The following is a 16,855-nucleotide window of genomic DNA, read 5'->3' on the forward strand; positions in this document are numbered from 1 at the left end:
AGTTATTCTTCCAAAAGCCTATCTAAATTTTCTATTTCTTCAATAATCTGAGCATCCAATTTACTGTTAATAAATTCTTCTTTAACTTTCAATATAAACTTCACATCAGTAAACAAATGTGTAATTGTAACAAGAATGCCTCCTACATCAAGATACTTTAATGATTTTTTAACCATTTCCGGATTTTCCCCAGTAGCACCTATACCCGCAGCTACTCCTACAGCTATTAAATTACTTGTTGATGCAATTACATTAGAAATAAGAATTATCTTCTTTGTTCTAACCTTGTAAAGCTTCGTGTTCATTTCCCCAGATTCAGCACAAAGTAATCCATGAATTGTTGAAATCACAAAATTAATAAACTCCGCTCCTGCTGCCTGCTTAGCAATATCTCTAAGAGCTATTGCATCTAATCCAAACTCAGCAAGTGTTTGCGCAAAATCCGGAGATATTGCTTGTAAAAAAGGAATAGGTAATCCATCTGTAGTTTGATCGGATTTTAAGTGTAAATGTTCCTTAACAATTGCTTCTACTAATATTCGTTTTCCATCTTTACCATTAAATCGATTAACAACATATTCAAACATTTTTGCGGTATCAGCATTAGCAGCAAGTGTAGGTACCATAACGCCTGCATTATTAGGTTTATACATAATGTGATGAGACGTACCATTCCACCAAGTTGCTGTATTAGTAACTATATTTGCGGTACCGAATAAATAACCCAAAATTGGATCATGACCTAAACTCCTAAACCTATGTGAATTACCGTCTAATCCCTTACCATCGCCACCAATTCCATACTTTTTAGATCCTGTTATAATATCATATGGTACTTTTTTTTGACCAATTATTGTTTCCTCAGTTGCATAGTAATATTTTCCTTTAAGCTTTCCATCCTTGCCATACTTATCCTCCATAATCTTCGAACCATCTTTTGCATTTATATCTTTATCAGAAAATGGCGTTATTACATATTGTCTTACAACTTGAAGTGCAATAGCAGTAACCAAAAAAGCTATATCTAGTTTTTTCAATTTGGTTTTAGCTTTAAATTCTTCTTCTATACTTTTTAATCGTTCATCTGCTACTCTAATCTCATCTTCCGTAAGTAGATCTTGTATTTGTGTATTTACGTACCCTCTTTCGTGAGCCAGCTTAACCAGGTCATCATAAGAAATCTCAAATTTTGAAAAAGATTCATTAGCATTTTCTACTTCTTCAATCATTCTGGTTGCTTCTAAATTCCCTTTATCTCTTGCTTCAGCTAATTCTTTATCTGGATTAATACCTAAGCTTCTCACCCAAGCGAGATTTTGTTCGAACTTGTCATCACTATTAGCCATGGATGCTTTGGCATCTTCATTCACAGATTTGCTCTTGTCAATTAAGGCTTGTTCTTGTGCATTTAATTTTTCCATATCATCATGTTGCATTTTAAAAATATCATAAACATCATTATTCATACATATTTCTCCTATGCTGCTGACAAATTACTTTCCCATTTTTCACGTTCTTTCTTTAATGCCTCAAATAATGCTTCATACTCAGCTAATTTTTCTTGCTGTTTTTTTATGATATCATCTTTTTCTTTATCTGTTTTTTCATATTCTGCTTTTAAATCATTATACTTTTTATATAGTTCTTGCTGCTTTCGAGTTAATTCCTTAATATAATTAGCTTGTTTTTGTTGTTCTTTCTTTTTAGCTTGATTTTTCCCAAAAAGGTATCCGACTCCGCCTAAAATCAATGCCGCTATTGCCACAGGCCATGCTGCAACTGCCGCGACACCACCGCCAACTGCTCCCATAACGCCAAGCCCACCAGCAGCAAGGCTTCCTGTAACACCAATTGTACCTGCAGAAGCTGCAATAGCAGCTCCAGCTGCTCCTCCAATTACCGTTCCTACAGTTTTTGCCAACTGTGAATTTCCTTTGATTACCGGAGTGCTTGTTCCAAGAATTGCATCTGCCGCCATTAAAAGATTTTGCATTTCTTTTGTTTGATCCTTAGTCATTGTCTTAAAAGTACTCATTCTATTGCTCCTTTCATATAGGAAATCAACGAGAATAATAATATTAATAATTATTCTGTGGTTTCAATCTGTTTTACATGCCTCGATAATGCTTTTTAAATATAAGTAGGTCTCCTGATCCTCCACATAAATGTAGGTTGAAATTCTTGACCTTGTCAGCAGAACTCTGTAACAGTTCTTGATGAATGTATCCCGGATCTGATCTTTGTCCACGTTGAGAACAGAATCGAGTTCCGGGTACTGATTTTTTAAATCATCAATCTTTTTGCAGTAACTATCAAGCGTTCCAACTGCATCCTTTGAAATTTCCCACTTGTCACCTCGTCGAAGCATCTTTCGCCCCCAAATAACTATGGTGTAATCAAGCTCCAGTCCCTGGCAGTTAAACTGACTCGCAAATGTGTCCAGGTCGTTTCCCTTCTTAATTGATATAGAAGGCTTTCAGCTCGGAATTGCTAATGTTCTGGACTTGATGGCCATCAAGTACAAGATATGATACCGGCACATTTTTCCCGTAGCGATCTTACTCCCAACGTGTAAGGGTATCGAATCCATTTGCAACTATGCCGAAAGTGAATGCATTGTTTTGTATCGGTCGCAGAGAATTATTAAGGGTCGGATAAACGTTGAACAGATAAAGATTGAGGCTTATCGGATTCTTCATGTTCAGACTTTTGAGATGGGATATGGCCTGCTTGATATATTTCTCGCCATCCTCCTCACCAAGGTATATCTCCGACCTGATCCCAGAAGAAACACGACTGTACGGCTGATGCTGTCTTTATGTACGGCTCTGAACACGGCACGAAGCACAAGCATCGCCTCTGATACTTCTTTCTCTATGATGAATGCTTTTTGATCGTTGCTAAGCTGGTTTTTCTTTGCGATGGCAATCTGGATCGGGTTCCAAACCCTCTGCGCTTCATCAATGATCAGAAGCTTGTTTTCTATACGCCTAAGCTCTACTCTCTGACCACTCTGATGCTTCGCGCAGAACACTGCAACATCATAGAGGTCGTGAAGAAAACCAACTTTCACAATTATTTACCTGTCCTTAGACATCAGACAGACAGTCTCAATATGCACCGTCCCCGGAAACATATCGCACCCTCTCCACGCCTTCATCTCATACCCATTCTCCCCCAAATACTTCAAATCCCTCCCCAAAGTAGCCGAATCACAGCTCACATACACAATCCTCCCCGGCCGCATCCGCACCATCGTTTCCAGGCACTTCTCATCGCACCCCTTCCTGGGAGGATCCACCACGATCACATCCGCATAAACCCCATCCTCTTCATACTTCCGCGGCAGCACCTCTTCCGCCTTCCCCACGAAAAATTCCGCGTTCGTTATCCCATTCCTTACCGCATTCTCCTTCGCGTCCGCAATGGCCTCCGGCACGATCTCCACCCCATACACCTTTTTAGCCTTCTGCGCCAGAAACAATGAAATCGTCCCAATCCCGCAATACAGATCCCAAACTGTCTCTTCCCCCGTCAGCCCCGCATACTCCAAAGCCTGTCCATACAGCTTCCGTGTCTGTACCGGATTCACCTGATAAAAAGACAGCGGGGAAATCCGGAACACCACGTCCCCGATCGAATCCTCAATCTTCTCTTCTCCTTTAAGAACCCGGACCTTCTTTCCCATAATCACGTTTGTCCGTTCCATATTCACATTCACGGACACACTGGTCATTCCCGGTATCTTCCACAGTTCATCCGCCAGTCTCTGTTCCTCCGGCAGCTTCTTCCCATTTATAATCAGGCAGACCATCAGCTGTCCGCTGGCAAACCCTTTCCGGATCAGCACATGTCTCAGCAGCCCTTTCCCGGATACTTCCTCATAAGCGGACACCCCATATTTCTTCATAAACCTGAGGATAATCTCCAAAATCTGCTGATTTTCCTCCACCCCTAACGCACAGTCCGTATTAGGTATGATCGTATGGCTTCTTCCCGCATAAAATCCCGTCACCACATTCCCTTCTTTATCATATCCGAAAGGAAACTGGGCCTTATTCCTGTAATGCCAGGGATCCTCCATCCCGATAATCGGCTCCATGCAGGCGTCGATTTTCTCCGGATCAAACCCGCCGATCCGCACCAGGTTATTCCTGATTTTATTCTGCTTGAATTCCAGCTGCTTTTCATATGAGAGAGACTGCAGCTGGCAGCCGCCGCATTGGCGGTGGAAGGCACAGGGAGGCTGAACGCGAAAAGGAGAAGGCACAATAACCTTCTCCAGCTTTGCATAGGCATAGTTTTTCTTCGCTTTCATGACCTTCACCTGTACGGTATCGCCGATGACCGCATCCTTGACAAACAGAGTAAAGCCTGCGGCTTTTCCGCCGGCTTTTTCTTCTGTGTCCGCGGCATCAGGGGCAGGGAGTGTAAGCTTGCCAATGCCCTCGCCTTCTGTGCCGGTATCGGTTATTTCTACTGTGAGAATGTCATTCTTTTTGATATCCATATATATTTACTCCATCCGTGTCATCCTGATATTGGACTCGAAAAGCCGGTTATAGCCCAGCCATCCGTCGTCCTTGGCGTTCTGAAGGGCTTCCATGAAGGTTTCCATCTTGGCGTCCGTGTTGTCGGCCAGGTTGAGGGCGGCAGCTTCTATGATTGCGGGCTTTTTGGGGGAGCCGTATTCATATTCTCCGTGATGGGCCAGGATACAGTGTTTGAGCTCGGCTTCCAGTACAGGCGGGAATCCCGGGATGGTGCGGGCCTTCTGGCCGATCATCTCTGTGCCCATAACGATGTGTCCCAAGAGCTGGCCGTCATCGGTATAATCGTTTTCGGGAAAAAGAGAAATCTCTTTGGTTTTGCCGATATCGTGGCAGATGGCAGCTGTGATAAGAAGATCTCTTTTCAGTACGGGATAGGCGGCGCAGTAGTATTCACAGAGTTTGGTTACGCTCAGGGTATGTTCCAGCAGGCCTCCCACAAAGCCGTGGTGTACGGTTTTGGCGGCGGAGGACATGCGGAAGGCTTTGATGAAGGACTCGTCTTCCAGGAAAAAGCTTTCCAGGAGCTTCTTCAGGTACTGGTTTTCCACACTGCCGATAAAGCCCAGAAGCTGTTTATACATGTCATCTATATTTTTGGAGCTTACGGGAAGGTAGTCGGCAGGATCGTATTCTCCCTCTTCGCAGAGACGGACTCTTTTCACGCTCACCTGCAGAGCACCCTGAAAGCTGTTCACATCGCCGTATACCTCAATGTAGTCCAGGGTGTCAAATTCGGCAATTCCCGCGCTGTTGGGATCCCATATTTTGGCGTCTATGGTGCCGGTTTTATCCTGAAGGATCACATTATCATAAGCTTTTCCGTTTTTGGTAACGGCAGACTGTTTATGTTTACAGAGGTAAATGTCAAATACTCTGTCGCCCTCTTTTAAATCTTTAATATATTTCATGTTTTCTCCAATCCGCCCGAAGGCTTTTTTCCTTAGTAAATGGACGGCCTTCAGCGGCCCCATATTTATTTCAGAGTATCCAGAATGACATCCACAGCCATTTCCTGATATTCATCTTGTACCTGGCGCATAATTGTGATGGTGATCTGGGAGTCGGGCACCAGGCTCATCATTTCCTTATTATATTCCTGGAAGGTGGTGATTTCCTCCGTTCCCATTTTTACAATGACGTCTCCGCTCTGGATGCCTGCCACCATGGCGGGGGAATCCATCACAATGCCGGTCACATAAGCTCCGGCGGGAACTCCCTGTGATTCCTGGATTTCTTCGGGGACATCAGTGCCATAAATGCCCAGGGTGGCCATGGCCTGGCCGTTGGACAGCTTCTCGATATTGCTTTTCAAATCGCTTATTCCCAGGGCGGACACCAGGTTTTTGGCGTCGCTGCTGTTGTTGCGCTGGCTGATTATTCCCAGCACCTGTCCGTTCAGGTTGATGAGCACGCCGCTTCCGTTTGTGCTTCCGTATATGTCCGTGGTAAGGAGGCGGTAGTTGCCGTCGGTCAGGTTCAGCACGGTGTCCATGGAAGTGATCATGCCGTAGGCTACGGAGCTGACGTTGCCCATGGGGCGTCCCAGGGCAATGACGGGTGTGGCCAGGAGGCCGCTTCCGCTGTTGGAGCTGCCGAGCTTTGCGGCTTTGATTATTTCCTTGGTTTCTTCGGCGATATCGGTCAGGTTGACGCAGATAACGGCCAGGTCCGTGGTGGGGTCGGACTGTTTCAGGGTCGCTGTAACCTGGGTGCTGTCGCAGAAGGTGACATGCACTTTTTCGGCCTGTTCCACTGTTTCTTTTTCGGTAAGGATCATGAGTTCCTTGCCGTTATCGGCTACGATCAGGCCTGCGGTCTGGCCTTTATTTTCATAGGTGTTGTTGAACCAGTCCACATCGGACACCACGCCGGTTACGGTCACCATGGATTTGGCGGCGTCCTGCACCAGCTTATACAGGTTGCTGTAAAGCTTCTGGTAATCGGAAACGCTCATATCAATTTTCTGGACGACGGTGGAGGTTACAGGGGTACTTTCTTTTTCCTCTTCGCTTTCTGTCTCCAGAACCATATCCTCGGGAAGCATTTCTTCATTTGCCGCTTCTTCCTGAAGCTGTACGGGCGCAGGATCCTCCTCCGGGTACAGCCAGTTGCTGAAAACAGGCTCAAGCACCAGAAAGGTAAAGCACGCGATAAGGCCGAAAATCACCGCCATGGACGCTGTGATAATGGTGCGTTTGAGCAGCTTTCTTTTGTTGACAGGGCGTTCCTTGACCTTTTCTTTGATAAAATCAATATCTTTGTTTGCTGTGCCGGAGACAGCCTCCGGCTGGTGAAGCTCCTCTCCCTGTTCCGGCTGAGAGGGCCCGCCGGCTTTTTTATCTTTACGATCCAGTTCGTTATCTGACATTCTTTTCCTATCCTCTTTTTCCTGTCTGAAACTTTTTCTACAGGTAAGTTTATGTTCCTTTCGCTCTGAAAAGAAGGAAAACTTAGCCGCTTACCTTTAACAGTATATCCGATTGAGGTTTGGTTGTAAAGGCTTGCGGGAGCCATGGAAGGGGCTGATATCCGGCTTTCGTTACTGTTCACTCCGTGAACGGTAATCGGCTTTCTTCTTCGGTTACAGCCGGAAAACCAGTACTTATTTCTATCCGAAGTAGTCCGATGCCAGAATGCCGTGCATGCAGCTGTCGCAGATTCCCTGATTGTTCCAGTCCGCCTGGCGCAGAACACCTTCCAGCATCATACCGCATTTTTCCATGACTTTTCCGGAGTTGGGGTTGTTGGAATCATGTCTGGATTCCACCCTGTTCACGCCCACTTCTTCTATAAAAAAGGTGATCAGGGCCCGGAGCGCTTCGGAGGTCACTCCCTGGTGCCACCATCTGCGGCCGATACAGTAGCCGATGTGTACCATTCCTATCTCTTCGTTCTGGTGTACCACCGCGATGCTTCCGATGGGCATGTCACCGTTTTCTTTCAGCACTATGGCCCATTGGTAATATTTTTCATCTGAATATTGACAGATCCAGCTTTTCAGGACTTCCCGGGATACCTCCACGCTTGTGTGGGTCGGCCACATAAGGAATTTGGTAACCTCCGGATCTGATGCCCAGTTTTCATACATAGGCTGTGCATCCTCTATTCTGAAGGGACGCAGAACGAGACGTCCGGTTTCGATTGTTTTTGTACCTGCATGCTTCATATCGTATCCTCTGCTTTCCGATGATTATGAAATTGACAAGAACAGCCGGCGGAATCGCTCTTCCGCTCGGCTGCTCATTCTTCCTTCTGCCTTCTTTTCTCCTCAATTGCCTTCCTTGCCTTACCGACACTCTCCGCATAGGCGGTGTCCGGTTTTTCATATAAATATTTAGGGGAAAGGAATGCCGCGTCATAGAGCATTTCCAATACGTCCTCCTGGACCTGCGTCGGTTGTGTGGGTGCTACCACTCTGGTCTGCCAGACGGACATACAGCCGGTATATTCCACCATCCAGAAAAGAGGCTCCATGTTCTTTTCCATCTGCCCGTTCAAAGTGGCAGAATCTTCCCCCGCTATCTCAATCAGCCTTCCGATGTGGGACGGAAGCGGTTCATCCACTTCCCCGTCGGGATGGATGAGGCATTCACAGTAATCCTCATCTTCCCGGTGGGCATTAATAAATTCCATTATTTTCATAGGTGCTGCCTCTCTCTGCTGCGGCTTCCTGCAAAGCTTATATCGTATTCCCTATGGTAGCAAAAAGGCGGAGGTTTTTCAACACAATTTTGCATGAAATACCCTTTTTATAACGGATCCTTTTTATTGCCGTAACATCCGAAAAAAAACGGACAGCTTAATTCCAGCCGTCCGCCTTTTCACTGTCTTGATTTGTCCGCCGCCTTACTAGTTTCCCGCGCAGCCATGTTTCTCCTCACCGCAGGAATGGTTCCCGCAGTTATGGCCTTCTTCATGGTGATGGCTGCACATGGTATCCGGATTGAAGTAAAGCTTCCCTGCCAGCAGTGCCGTCACATTTTGGTCGGCATCCCCGGTTACGCCCGGATAAAATTCGATTCCGCTCTCACCCAGAGCCGCTCTTGCGCCACCGCCGATGCCTCCGCAGATCAGAGTGTCCACGCCCCTGTCCTTCAGGAATCCGGCCAGGGCGCCATGGCCGCTGCCCGCCGCGCTGACCACCTGGGAGTCTGTAATCATTCCGTCATTTACATCGTAGATTTTAAAATTTTCACAATGGCCGAAATGCTGAAACACTTGTCCATTTTCATAGGTTACTGCTATTTTCATGATGATATGCCTCCGTTGTTGTATTGCTTACTATAGTCTACTCTGGTTTCTGGCATATGTCAATAACTCCGTCAGAGCAGAAAAATGTAAAATTATCAGATATTTTTGTTAATTATCAGTTTTTATTTGTATTTTTTACAAATTGATTCACAATAGCAGAAACCTTTATCCAACCGTTTTGCCGTCTCCTCTCCTGTATCAATATATTCGCCTAATCCCGTATCATTCCTGAAAAGGTATTCTTCATCCAATCCACAGTTATATCCCAACACGCTTTTTCCATTCCTGGTATTGATAATTCAGCTCCCCGGAAAAATCATCATTAACTGTTTCTGCCGCCAGTATACTCTTTTTATACAGGTTCCCGAACATATTTCCCGCCCGCTCTATTATAAATGGCCTGGCCCATTTCCAAAGCTCCTCCGCCTTTTCTCTATATTCGCAGATAAGCTCCATGCAATCCTCAAGTATGTATTCGAAGAGCCGGATATGATAAATTTCCGTAAGATCCCCTTCCCGTATTAATTGCTGAAAGCAGTCGTATGCCTGTTCCTTTTTGTCAAACTGGATATAGTAATGGAGCAGGCTTCTTAAGGTGCTTATAATGTCCGAATTTTTCCCCTTTGCGCGGGCTATTTCAGCCAGGGCTTTCAGGGGTTCCTCATTTTCCTCTTCCCGTTTGATATCTTTATTGAAATAAATCAGCCGTTCATAATTACGCTTATCCCAGCATGCAACGTCTTCCTTCCACAGCTTCACCAATTTCCTGGCCGATTCCATACAGCCCATGTCGATCGCTATGGAAATGCCGTCATAAATGTCACAGTCTTCCAGCTCCGAAGAAATTTCCACATTTGGGGTGTAACCGCAGGCGCAGTCGAAATTAGCTGTTTTGGCCCTCTCAAACAGGCTGTCGTAAGTCCCTTCCCGGTTATATTTCATGAGCAGAAAGGTTAATATCTCCAGCGCGGAACCGATTCCCTGGAAACTGTTTGTCTCCCTGTCCTTCAGTTCTTCCTCGAAAAGCCTTTTCACGATATCCTCATTATTGATGTGTTTATACAGGAGAAAATAGCTCAGTCTTAATCGATTGGTATAATTTTTATCATAGGTGCCGTGTTCCTTATCCTTCGCCTCAAGATAACAGACCTGTGAAAAATCCCCTTTATACGCATTTTTGTATAGCTGGGCCTGATTTTCAAGAAGCTCTTCTAATATATCCAGATACATCAATACCCCTCCCGCCAGTATTTTGTTATCTTTTTATTATAACAGAAAAAAGCATCTGTTTTGCCATTCCGACCTTAAACGGCATTATTTTGGGTGTAAATGGCTGTTGCATGTCCTATTCTGACTTTTCTATGTCGGAATACAATAATATATTTATTCCGGAGCTCTCAGCCATATACCAACTTGTTCTTGACTGTTCCCTGTGCTCTTCCTTACTTTTGCTTTCATATGAAAAAAAGAGCAATATTTATTCTTCCATAAATATCACTCTTTTCACAGACACATGATTTATTTTACTGCTGCAGCAAACAGCTTCGCTACGCCAGACTTCCCGGACATATTAAAAATATATGGATAATACATCCCATCCTCATCTATCGCAATTTCTATATTATAATAAGTATCCCCATCATTACTAATGCCTTCGCAGACAATCGGATCATCATACTTCATATCATGAATCAGTCCAACTCCCATCGGCTGCCCTGCAAATTCATCGTCCATATAAAAGGTTACCTGCAGAACACTCTCTTTTTTCAGCTCCCATCCCTTCTCCCCATCCTTCATGAAAACAATAATACTTTTATCATAGGAATCGACACTTGAGATTTCATATATGTCATCCGCAGCTTTATAGGAACAGTCATATATTGTTTCTGCCCCCAGTTCCTTCTGAAGCTTCTGCAGGCTTTTTTCGTCCAGCACCTTACTGGTAAATTCATCCGGTATAATCTGGGGTGAGAGCATCCCCTCCGTTATGATACGATTCCCTTCCTCCGTCGCTGCCGGTACGGAAGCGGCAGTCTGAGCCGGCTCCGTATCCTTTCCTGTACAGCCTGTACAGAACATGCTGCCGATTAATGCTGTAATTGTTATACATAAAATAATACCTTGTCTTTTCAATCTGTATCCTCTCCTTTTATCCCATGAACCATTTTGTATCTATCAATAGTTATCTTGTTTGTTCCTATATTTAATTATAAACAAATAAAAAATGATTGTGGCGGTATAGTCCTCAATGGTTAAAAAACGGGCCTCAATGGCATTCTATAAATAAAAAAGGTAAATATCATTATTGTCTGATACTTACCTTCCCCTTTTTCTATTCAAATAAATAAAGCAATACTAACCGTAAAGCGTTCTTCCGTAAAATGATATTCAAAGGTCCCCTTATATTTCTCAACGGTAAGCCTCACACTCTGCATTCCGATTCCATGCAGCAGAGCATCCTTTTTACTGCTTAATAATTTATTATCTTCAGCGGCAATGTCGCCCCCATAAGTATTGGAAATATTCAAAATAATAGTGCCGTTTCTCTGAACCAGGTATAACTCTATTTTCCTTTTGTTTTCTGCAATCTTCTGGCATCCCTCTATCGCATTATCCAGAAGGTTCGCCAGCATACAGCACCAGTCGATATCCTCTATATTATTTTCATACACCTCCAGTTCCCTTATATTTACCGTAATAGCGCACCTTTCCGCTTTCTTCATTTTATCATTCATAATAATGTTGACTATATGATTTCCGGTATATTTCTTCTGCTGTAATTCTTTAATGGGATCCTGTATTTTAGAGATATAATTTTTAGCAGCCTCCAGATTGTTCTCCTCCAGCATAGAAGACAGAATCAGTATGTGATTCTGCATATCGTGAAAAATCCTGTCCCGGTTCTGATACAGGTACAGCATCTCCCGATAACTCTTTTTCACCATATTATTATGGGTTTGAAATAATTTCACTTCATTTTTCTTTTCTATATATAATACGAATACAATCATCGTCACTAATATAAACAGGATTAATAAAGGGAAAAAGACAAAGTAAATATCGATTCGTTTATTCCTGTAAACAGTTATATTTAAAATCTCATCACAATAGAATAAGCCTATATATTCCAAAACCACCAGAATAAATACAATCAACTTATACTTGGTAAGCAATAACCGGAACCTGCCCCTGTTGCAAATGATCAGCAAAATAATAATCAATGTGATTAATCTGCTTAATACCATGATTATAATTCGATCACGATTTACATGAAGCTGTGCCGTAATAATAAACTCTGTTCTGCCGCTTAATAACTGTCCCAGGTAACCCAGTATGATATCCAGAAAATAAATTGTTTCATAGTATAATGCCGTTATGATAAATCCGTCTGATGTTTTCAGACGAAAGAACAATTTCAGCAGGATTACGGTCACTCCTATACAAAACAGCATAAAATACCGGGAATACATGGCAACCTCACCGCGCTGGAATATTGCCGAAGCACAAAAACCGGCGATTAAGCTTCCCAGAAGCAGGCTGCTCCATAGCCTTGTGTTTCTTCTTTCGTACATCAGAAAAAATAAATAAAAAAGTCCGGATATCTCCGTAATCGTAAGCAAAGCCTGGATAATTTGAAATCCTGTCATATCCTGTCCTTCCAAAAATGAAGTATGGTCTTTTTCACTTTCTTTACAAAAGTTCTTCCAATATGCAGTGTGGAACCGTCTCTGAGTTCCAGATCCTTGTCCACAAGCCTTATAATATGTTCTATATTTACCACATATCCCCGTTCTATGTACATAAAGCAGTCCGAATCCACTTCATCGAATACTTCCCGCAGAGGTTTCCTGAATGAAATCTGCCTGTCCATCAAAACAAAAACCGTATTCTTTTTGTCTTTATACATATATACGATATCTTCATATTCCACACGTTCAAATCTGGAGCCGCCCTCTATTACATAAGCCTTTCTCGTCTTCTTACGCATTTCGGTCAGAAATCTTTCCAAAGTTCCTTCTATTTTTTCACTGAGCAGATTTTTTGGGATATAGCCGAAGGCCTGTACCTCATACCCCTCTACGGCATATTCCAAATGAGAGGTGAGAAAAACCAGCATGGAGGAAGGCGCTTCCTTCCGCATGAATTTTGCCAGTTCAAAGCCGTTCATCTCAGGCATTTCAATGTCCAGAAAGTAAAGATCAGACTGCCGCCCCTCCTTCAAATCATAACGCAGGGTCTCAGGACAATTATATAGCCTCAGTTCGTGAAGTATATTATTTTTATGGAAAAAATTCCTTATATATTTACTGAATAAAGCGTGGAATTCGATATCGTCATCCACCAATGCTATTCTGACCAATTCATCGCCTCCTTTTTTTGTATTTTAACAGTAAATTGCATCATATTTGTTAATTTTGTCCCTAAATGGCATCTTTTTGGGCGCAAAAGGATGTTTGCAGGTATACTCCCCGATAGAATTCCCACCTTTTATATGCTAGAATAAAGTCAATTAACTCAATGTCGTTGCCCCTCTCCTCAGAAGAAAGGAACTCTATGAAAGGTCTAAGCATATTTTCCTGGTTCAGCTACCCCTTACCGCTGCAGGAACGTCTGGAATTAATAAAGAATGCAGGTTTTGATGCCACCGCTCTGTGGTGGGGTGATGAATTTGAAGATAAAAACCGCCAGCCTGAAATGACCCGCAGGCTTGGTTTGGAAATTGACTATGTACATGCACCTGCCGATAATCCGAATGCTCTGTGGCTCGATAATATTGACGGTGATTCCTATCTGAATCAGCTGCTTTCCTGTATTGAAGATTGCCGCCGCCATGATATCCCTACTGCAGTCATTCATGTTACCCGCTTGTCGTCCAGACCTCCCGTTACCCAGCTTGGTATCGACCGTATCAAAAGGCTTGTGGATCTTGCCGAACAAAAACAGGTTAACCTGGCGCTTGAAAACCTTGACAGCATCAGCCATCTTGATTATATCTATAAAGAACTGCAGTCCGACCGCCTGGGTTTTTGCTATGACAGTGGGCACGAAAACTATAATCATCCCCAGGCCGACTGCCTGTCCCGTTACGGGGACAAATTATTTGCCGTACATCTTGATGATAACTGGGGAGATGACGATACCCATCTGCTTCCCTATGACGGCAATATTGATTGGGATACTTTAAAAGAAAAGCTGAAAAAATGCAGAGACATCCCTTATTTAACATTAGAAGTAGATTTTAACCGCGAGCATCACAAAAGCCTGATCTACAAAGATTTATCCCCGGCCGCTTTTTTATCCTCCGCTTATCAGCGCTTATTACAGCTGCAATAAGCAGACAAAACAAAGCACAGGAAATCGGGATGCTCCCATCCAACTATTGTATGCTTCATATACAGACAGGAGGTGCCCGGCATGGAATGGACAGAATGCATCAGTAAAGCGATTAGCTATATCGAGGACAATATCACGGAAGATCTCACCATCGAAGACATTGCGGACCAGGCTATGATTTCACCGTTCTATTTTCAAAAAGGGTTCGCTATGCTTTGCGGATTTACCGTCGGGGAATATATCAAAAAGCGCAGACTTACGCTTGCCGGCAGCGAGCTTGTATCCACCGACTGGAAAATTATTGATATTGCGCTCCGGTACGGCTATGATTCTCCCGACAGCTTTACCAAGGCATTCACCCGTTTCCACGGGGCCACTCCCACTTCTGTAAGAAAAGGCGAAACGATCATAAAAGCTTTCGCTCCCCTGAAAATCAAGCTTACATTAGAAGGAGGCTATACCATGGATTACAAAATTGTGAAAAAAGAAGCTTTTACCGTTATCGGTGTATCAAAGGTATTCAAGTACGAAGATGCCGCCAGCGCGGTTCCCGGATTATGGACAGAATTTTATCAGACAGGAAAGAACCAGCTTATCAGCAGCCAGTACGGTATTTCCATTGATGAAAAAATGGGAAGTAATGAGTTCGAATTTATGATTGCGGATAATTATGACCCCGTCCGGGAAATTCCCGATGGACTTACCACAAGAGTTATCCCGGGGCATACATGGGCCGTTTTCCCCTGCACCGGCGACTCTTCCCAAACCATACCGGATGTACATGGGAAAATATTCAGAGAATGGCTGCCGGGCTGTCAGGACTATGAGATAGCGGCAGGATATCATATCGAAATGTACAATGACCCTGCCGATTATACGAACGGGACTCAGGATGAAAAATATTATTGTGAAATATGGGTTCCTGTCAGACAGAAATAAACAGAATTTCTTTCCAGGATCTAACAGGGGCAAGCAGAACACTGCCTGCCCCTGATTTATGAGCATCCCCGATATCATCTGCTTATCTCCAGTTCCAGACACTTCCAGTCTTCCTGAAGGATATGGTAGTTCTCTCTTTCCCCCGTATCCTTGAATCCAACGGATCTATAACAGCAATACGCTGGCCGATTATTTTCGAATACGCCAAGCGTTACTTTTTGTGCCATCAACAGTTCAAACGCATACTGCAGCGACAGGGTCAGCAGCTCTTTCCCATAGCCCATCCCTCTTTTTGCATTATCTACGATAACAAATCCAAAGCGCAGCTCTTTTTTATCAGAATCCGTAAAACGCATAAACAGGTGCCCGGAAGGCTTATCATCATCAAAAGCCGTCATCGGGATAAAATCATATAATAAAGCGTAGTTATCATATAGCTTATTCACATCTTCCGCAGTAATCGGATAGCTTTCAAATCTGTCGGCACTCCATTTTCTGAAAGTCACTTCATCTTTAATCCATGTAACAATATATTCGGCATCACTTTTTCTATAAGGCCTTAAACGCAGCATAGATACCTCCACAAATTTCCGGATAAATGAAGTATAACATTAATGAGAAAAGAAGAACAGCCTTCTTATTTTCACAGGGAAATCATGTTACAATACAGGTATAGATCCCCTGCCGCCGGAAACAACAGCCGCCGCTTACTTATTGCATTTAAGGAATATACCGCCTATGAAAATTGACAGATTATACGCAATAACCGTATACTTGCTGAATCACGGAAAGACCTCTGCTTCCGGGCTTGCCGGGAAATTCGAGGTATCCGTCCGCACCATCCAGCGGGACATCGACGCCCTCTGCCGGGCCGGTATTCCAATCGTGGCGGAAACCGGAGCTTCCGGCGGATATTATCTCTCCGAAGCCTTTCATATGGACAGGCACACAGCGACCCAGGAGGACTATTCTTTTATCCTCACCGCCCTGAAAGGTTTTTCCTCTGCCATGGGCAATCCCCAGATTGACGCGACTTTGGAAAAGGTTTCTTCCCTTGCAAGAAATCAGGATGACAGCATCATTCTTGATTTTTCCGTTCTGCGCGAGGGAGATGAAATACTTCTGAAAACACTGCGGACTGCTATACGGGATAAACATCCTGTCAGCTTCACCTATACCAATTCGGAGAATGTAACCCGCATACATACGGTGGAACCGATAGCCGTTATCTACCGCTGGTATGCCTGGTATCTTCTCGCTTATTCGACCGTGAAAAAGGATTACAGAACCTATAAGCTTATCCGTATGAGCGATGCGGTAATATCAGACATGCCTTTTTCTGCACAGCATGCTTCTCCGGAGGAAATTCTGCGTGAAAGCGACAGGAAATCACCTCAGCCCTCTACGGAAGTAATTGTCCGATGTAAATCCGAGGCAAAATCAAAGGCAATCGAATATCTGAACGGAAAAATCCTTCGTACGTATGAAAACGGTGACTGCGAAATGCTTCTGGAAGTCATGGAAAAAGAACATTTTTGGTTCGGCACCCTTCTGTCGCTGGGCAGCGGGGTAGAAATCCTGGCGCCGGAACATATCCGGGTGCGCGTGTTGGATGCTGCGAAAGAAATTATTTCCTTATATGAAGGAAAATAAAGCCGGAAATCGAGTAGGAGGCGGTGACTAACCGCCGTCCTCTCACAGCACCGTGCGTACCGTTCGGTACACGGCGCTTTCAATAGTTGACGTGCACGGACTGATAGGCTGTGGCTAAATCATAG

The 16,855-nt window shown here is 43.9% G+C and carries 18 protein-coding genes; 3 read left to right on the forward strand and 15 right to left on the reverse strand.

Annotated features, from left to right (window positions below):
- Positions 1–2: 2 nt before the first annotated feature.
- The 14 genes from BLA28_RS21645 to BLA28_RS21710 form a co-directional block, all read right to left on the reverse strand.
- Positions 3–1,466, reverse strand: coding sequence for a hypothetical protein (locus BLA28_RS21645; RefSeq protein ID WP_071699436.1), 1,464 nt, complete (start codon positions 1,464–1,466; stop codon positions 3–5).
- A gap of 11 nt (positions 1,467–1,477) precedes the next feature.
- Entirely contained in the window at positions 1,478–2,035 is a 558-nt protein-coding gene (locus BLA28_RS21650) for a hypothetical protein (RefSeq protein WP_071699437.1), read from the reverse strand.
- A 63-nt stretch (positions 2,036–2,098) separates the two neighbouring features.
- Complete coding sequence (locus BLA28_RS21655) at positions 2,099–2,467, reverse strand: DNA/RNA helicase domain-containing protein (protein ID WP_081365644.1); 369 nt, start codon at positions 2,465–2,467, stop codon at positions 2,099–2,101.
- Between the two features lie 234 nt (positions 2,468–2,701).
- Positions 2,702–3,073 carry a hypothetical protein gene (locus tag BLA28_RS21660; RefSeq protein WP_071699439.1) on the reverse strand — a complete coding sequence of 124 codons (372 nt, stop codon included), beginning with the start codon at positions 3,071–3,073 and terminating at the stop codon, positions 2,702–2,704.
- A gap of 6 nt (positions 3,074–3,079) precedes the next feature.
- Positions 3,080–4,510 (reverse strand): 23S rRNA (uracil(1939)-C(5))-methyltransferase RlmD, encoded by a 1,431-nt coding sequence (rlmD, locus tag BLA28_RS21665; RefSeq protein ID WP_071699440.1) that lies wholly within the window; start codon positions 4,508–4,510, stop codon positions 3,080–3,082.
- A gap of 6 nt (positions 4,511–4,516) precedes the next feature.
- The gene (locus BLA28_RS21670; RefSeq protein WP_044965347.1) at positions 4,517–5,461 is read right to left on the reverse strand and encodes a 3'-5' exoribonuclease YhaM family protein; all 945 of its coding nucleotides are present in this window, start codon (positions 5,459–5,461) and stop codon (positions 4,517–4,519) included.
- A gap of 65 nt (positions 5,462–5,526) precedes the next feature.
- Positions 5,527–6,921, reverse strand: a complete 1,395-nt coding sequence (locus BLA28_RS21675) for a S1C family serine protease (RefSeq protein ID WP_071699441.1) — start codon at positions 6,919–6,921, stop codon at positions 5,527–5,529.
- Between the two features lie 240 nt (positions 6,922–7,161).
- Positions 7,162–7,719, reverse strand: coding sequence for a GNAT family N-acetyltransferase (locus tag BLA28_RS21680; RefSeq protein ID WP_071699442.1), 558 nt, complete (start codon positions 7,717–7,719; stop codon positions 7,162–7,164).
- 74 nt (positions 7,720–7,793) lie between these two features.
- The gene (locus BLA28_RS21685; protein ID WP_071699443.1) at positions 7,794–8,195 is read right to left on the reverse strand and encodes a hypothetical protein; all 402 of its coding nucleotides are present in this window, start codon (positions 8,193–8,195) and stop codon (positions 7,794–7,796) included.
- Positions 8,196–8,402: 207 nt separating this feature from the next.
- Positions 8,403–8,804 carry a NifB/NifX family molybdenum-iron cluster-binding protein gene (locus BLA28_RS21690; protein ID WP_071699444.1) on the reverse strand — a complete coding sequence of 134 codons (402 nt, stop codon included), beginning with the start codon at positions 8,802–8,804 and terminating at the stop codon, positions 8,403–8,405.
- Positions 8,805–9,062: 258 nt separating this feature from the next.
- Positions 9,063–10,034 (reverse strand): hypothetical protein, encoded by a 972-nt coding sequence (locus BLA28_RS21695; protein WP_071699445.1) that lies wholly within the window; start codon positions 10,032–10,034, stop codon positions 9,063–9,065.
- Between the two features lie 288 nt (positions 10,035–10,322).
- A complete protein-coding gene (locus BLA28_RS21700; RefSeq protein ID WP_071699446.1) occupies positions 10,323–10,937 on the reverse strand; it encodes a hypothetical protein in 615 nt (204 codons plus the stop codon).
- Between the two features lie 203 nt (positions 10,938–11,140).
- Positions 11,141–12,451, reverse strand: a complete 1,311-nt coding sequence (locus BLA28_RS21705; protein WP_071699447.1) for a sensor histidine kinase — start codon at positions 12,449–12,451, stop codon at positions 11,141–11,143.
- Positions 12,448–13,164, reverse strand: coding sequence for a LytR/AlgR family response regulator transcription factor (locus tag BLA28_RS21710; RefSeq protein WP_044965303.1), 717 nt, complete (start codon positions 13,162–13,164; stop codon positions 12,448–12,450). Before BLA28_RS21710 ends, BLA28_RS21705 begins: the two co-directional genes overlap by 4 nt.
- A 194-nt stretch (positions 13,165–13,358) precedes the next feature.
- On the opposite strand from BLA28_RS21710, the gene BLA28_RS21715 reads away from it, so the two are divergent.
- The gene (locus BLA28_RS21715) at positions 13,359–14,138 is read left to right on the forward strand and encodes a sugar phosphate isomerase/epimerase family protein (RefSeq protein ID WP_071699448.1); all 780 of its coding nucleotides are present in this window, start codon (positions 13,359–13,361) and stop codon (positions 14,136–14,138) included.
- 81 nt (positions 14,139–14,219) lie between these two features.
- Positions 14,220–15,077, forward strand: coding sequence for an AraC family transcriptional regulator (locus BLA28_RS21720; protein WP_071699449.1), 858 nt, complete (start codon positions 14,220–14,222; stop codon positions 15,075–15,077).
- A gap of 74 nt (positions 15,078–15,151) precedes the next feature.
- Here BLA28_RS21720 and BLA28_RS21725 read toward each other — a convergent pair whose 3' ends face one another.
- Positions 15,152–15,649 (reverse strand): GNAT family N-acetyltransferase, encoded by a 498-nt coding sequence (locus tag BLA28_RS21725; protein WP_044965298.1) that lies wholly within the window; start codon positions 15,647–15,649, stop codon positions 15,152–15,154.
- A gap of 166 nt (positions 15,650–15,815) precedes the next feature.
- Between BLA28_RS21725 and BLA28_RS21730 the strand changes: the two genes are divergently transcribed.
- Entirely contained in the window at positions 15,816–16,730 is a 915-nt protein-coding gene (locus BLA28_RS21730; protein ID WP_071699450.1) for a helix-turn-helix transcriptional regulator, read from the forward strand.
- The last annotated feature ends 125 nt before the right edge of the window (positions 16,731–16,855 follow it).

Origin of the sequence: Eisenbergiella tayi (genome assembly GCF_001881565.1) — a bacterium.
Lineage (GTDB): Bacteria > Bacillota > Clostridia > Lachnospirales > Lachnospiraceae > Eisenbergiella > Eisenbergiella tayi.

Coding starts and splice junctions, on each gene's coding strand:
- BLA28_RS21720 (WP_071699449.1), top strand. CDS start 14,220: ATGGAATGGACAGAATGCATCAGTAAAGCGATTAGCTATATCGAGGAC.
- BLA28_RS21680 (WP_071699442.1), bottom strand. CDS start 7,719: ATGAAGCATGCAGGTACAAAAACAATCGAAACCGGACGTCTCGTTCTG.
- BLA28_RS21715 (WP_071699448.1), top strand. CDS start 13,359: ATGAAAGGTCTAAGCATATTTTCCTGGTTCAGCTACCCCTTACCGCTG.
- BLA28_RS21645 (WP_071699436.1), bottom strand. CDS start 1,466: ATGAATAATGATGTTTATGATATTTTTAAAATGCAACATGATGATATG.
- BLA28_RS21725 (WP_044965298.1), bottom strand. CDS start 15,649: ATGCTGCGTTTAAGGCCTTATAGAAAAAGTGATGCCGAATATATTGTT.
- BLA28_RS21690 (WP_071699444.1), bottom strand. CDS start 8,804: ATGAAAATAGCAGTAACCTATGAAAATGGACAAGTGTTTCAGCATTTC.
- BLA28_RS21670 (WP_044965347.1), bottom strand. CDS start 5,461: ATGAAATATATTAAAGATTTAAAAGAGGGCGACAGAGTATTTGACATT.
- BLA28_RS21730 (WP_071699450.1), top strand. CDS start 15,816: ATGAAAATTGACAGATTATACGCAATAACCGTATACTTGCTGAATCAC.
- BLA28_RS21705 (WP_071699447.1), bottom strand. CDS start 12,451: ATGACAGGATTTCAAATTATCCAGGCTTTGCTTACGATTACGGAGATA.
- BLA28_RS21650 (WP_071699437.1), bottom strand. CDS start 2,035: ATGAGTACTTTTAAGACAATGACTAAGGATCAAACAAAAGAAATGCAA.
- BLA28_RS21675 (WP_071699441.1), bottom strand. CDS start 6,921: ATGTCAGATAACGAACTGGATCGTAAAGATAAAAAAGCCGGCGGGCCC.
- BLA28_RS21695 (WP_071699445.1), bottom strand. CDS start 10,034: ATGTATCTGGATATATTAGAAGAGCTTCTTGAAAATCAGGCCCAGCTA.
- BLA28_RS21685 (WP_071699443.1), bottom strand. CDS start 8,195: ATGAAAATAATGGAATTTATTAATGCCCACCGGGAAGATGAGGATTAC.
- rlmD (WP_071699440.1), bottom strand. CDS start 4,510: ATGGATATCAAAAAGAATGACATTCTCACAGTAGAAATAACCGATACC.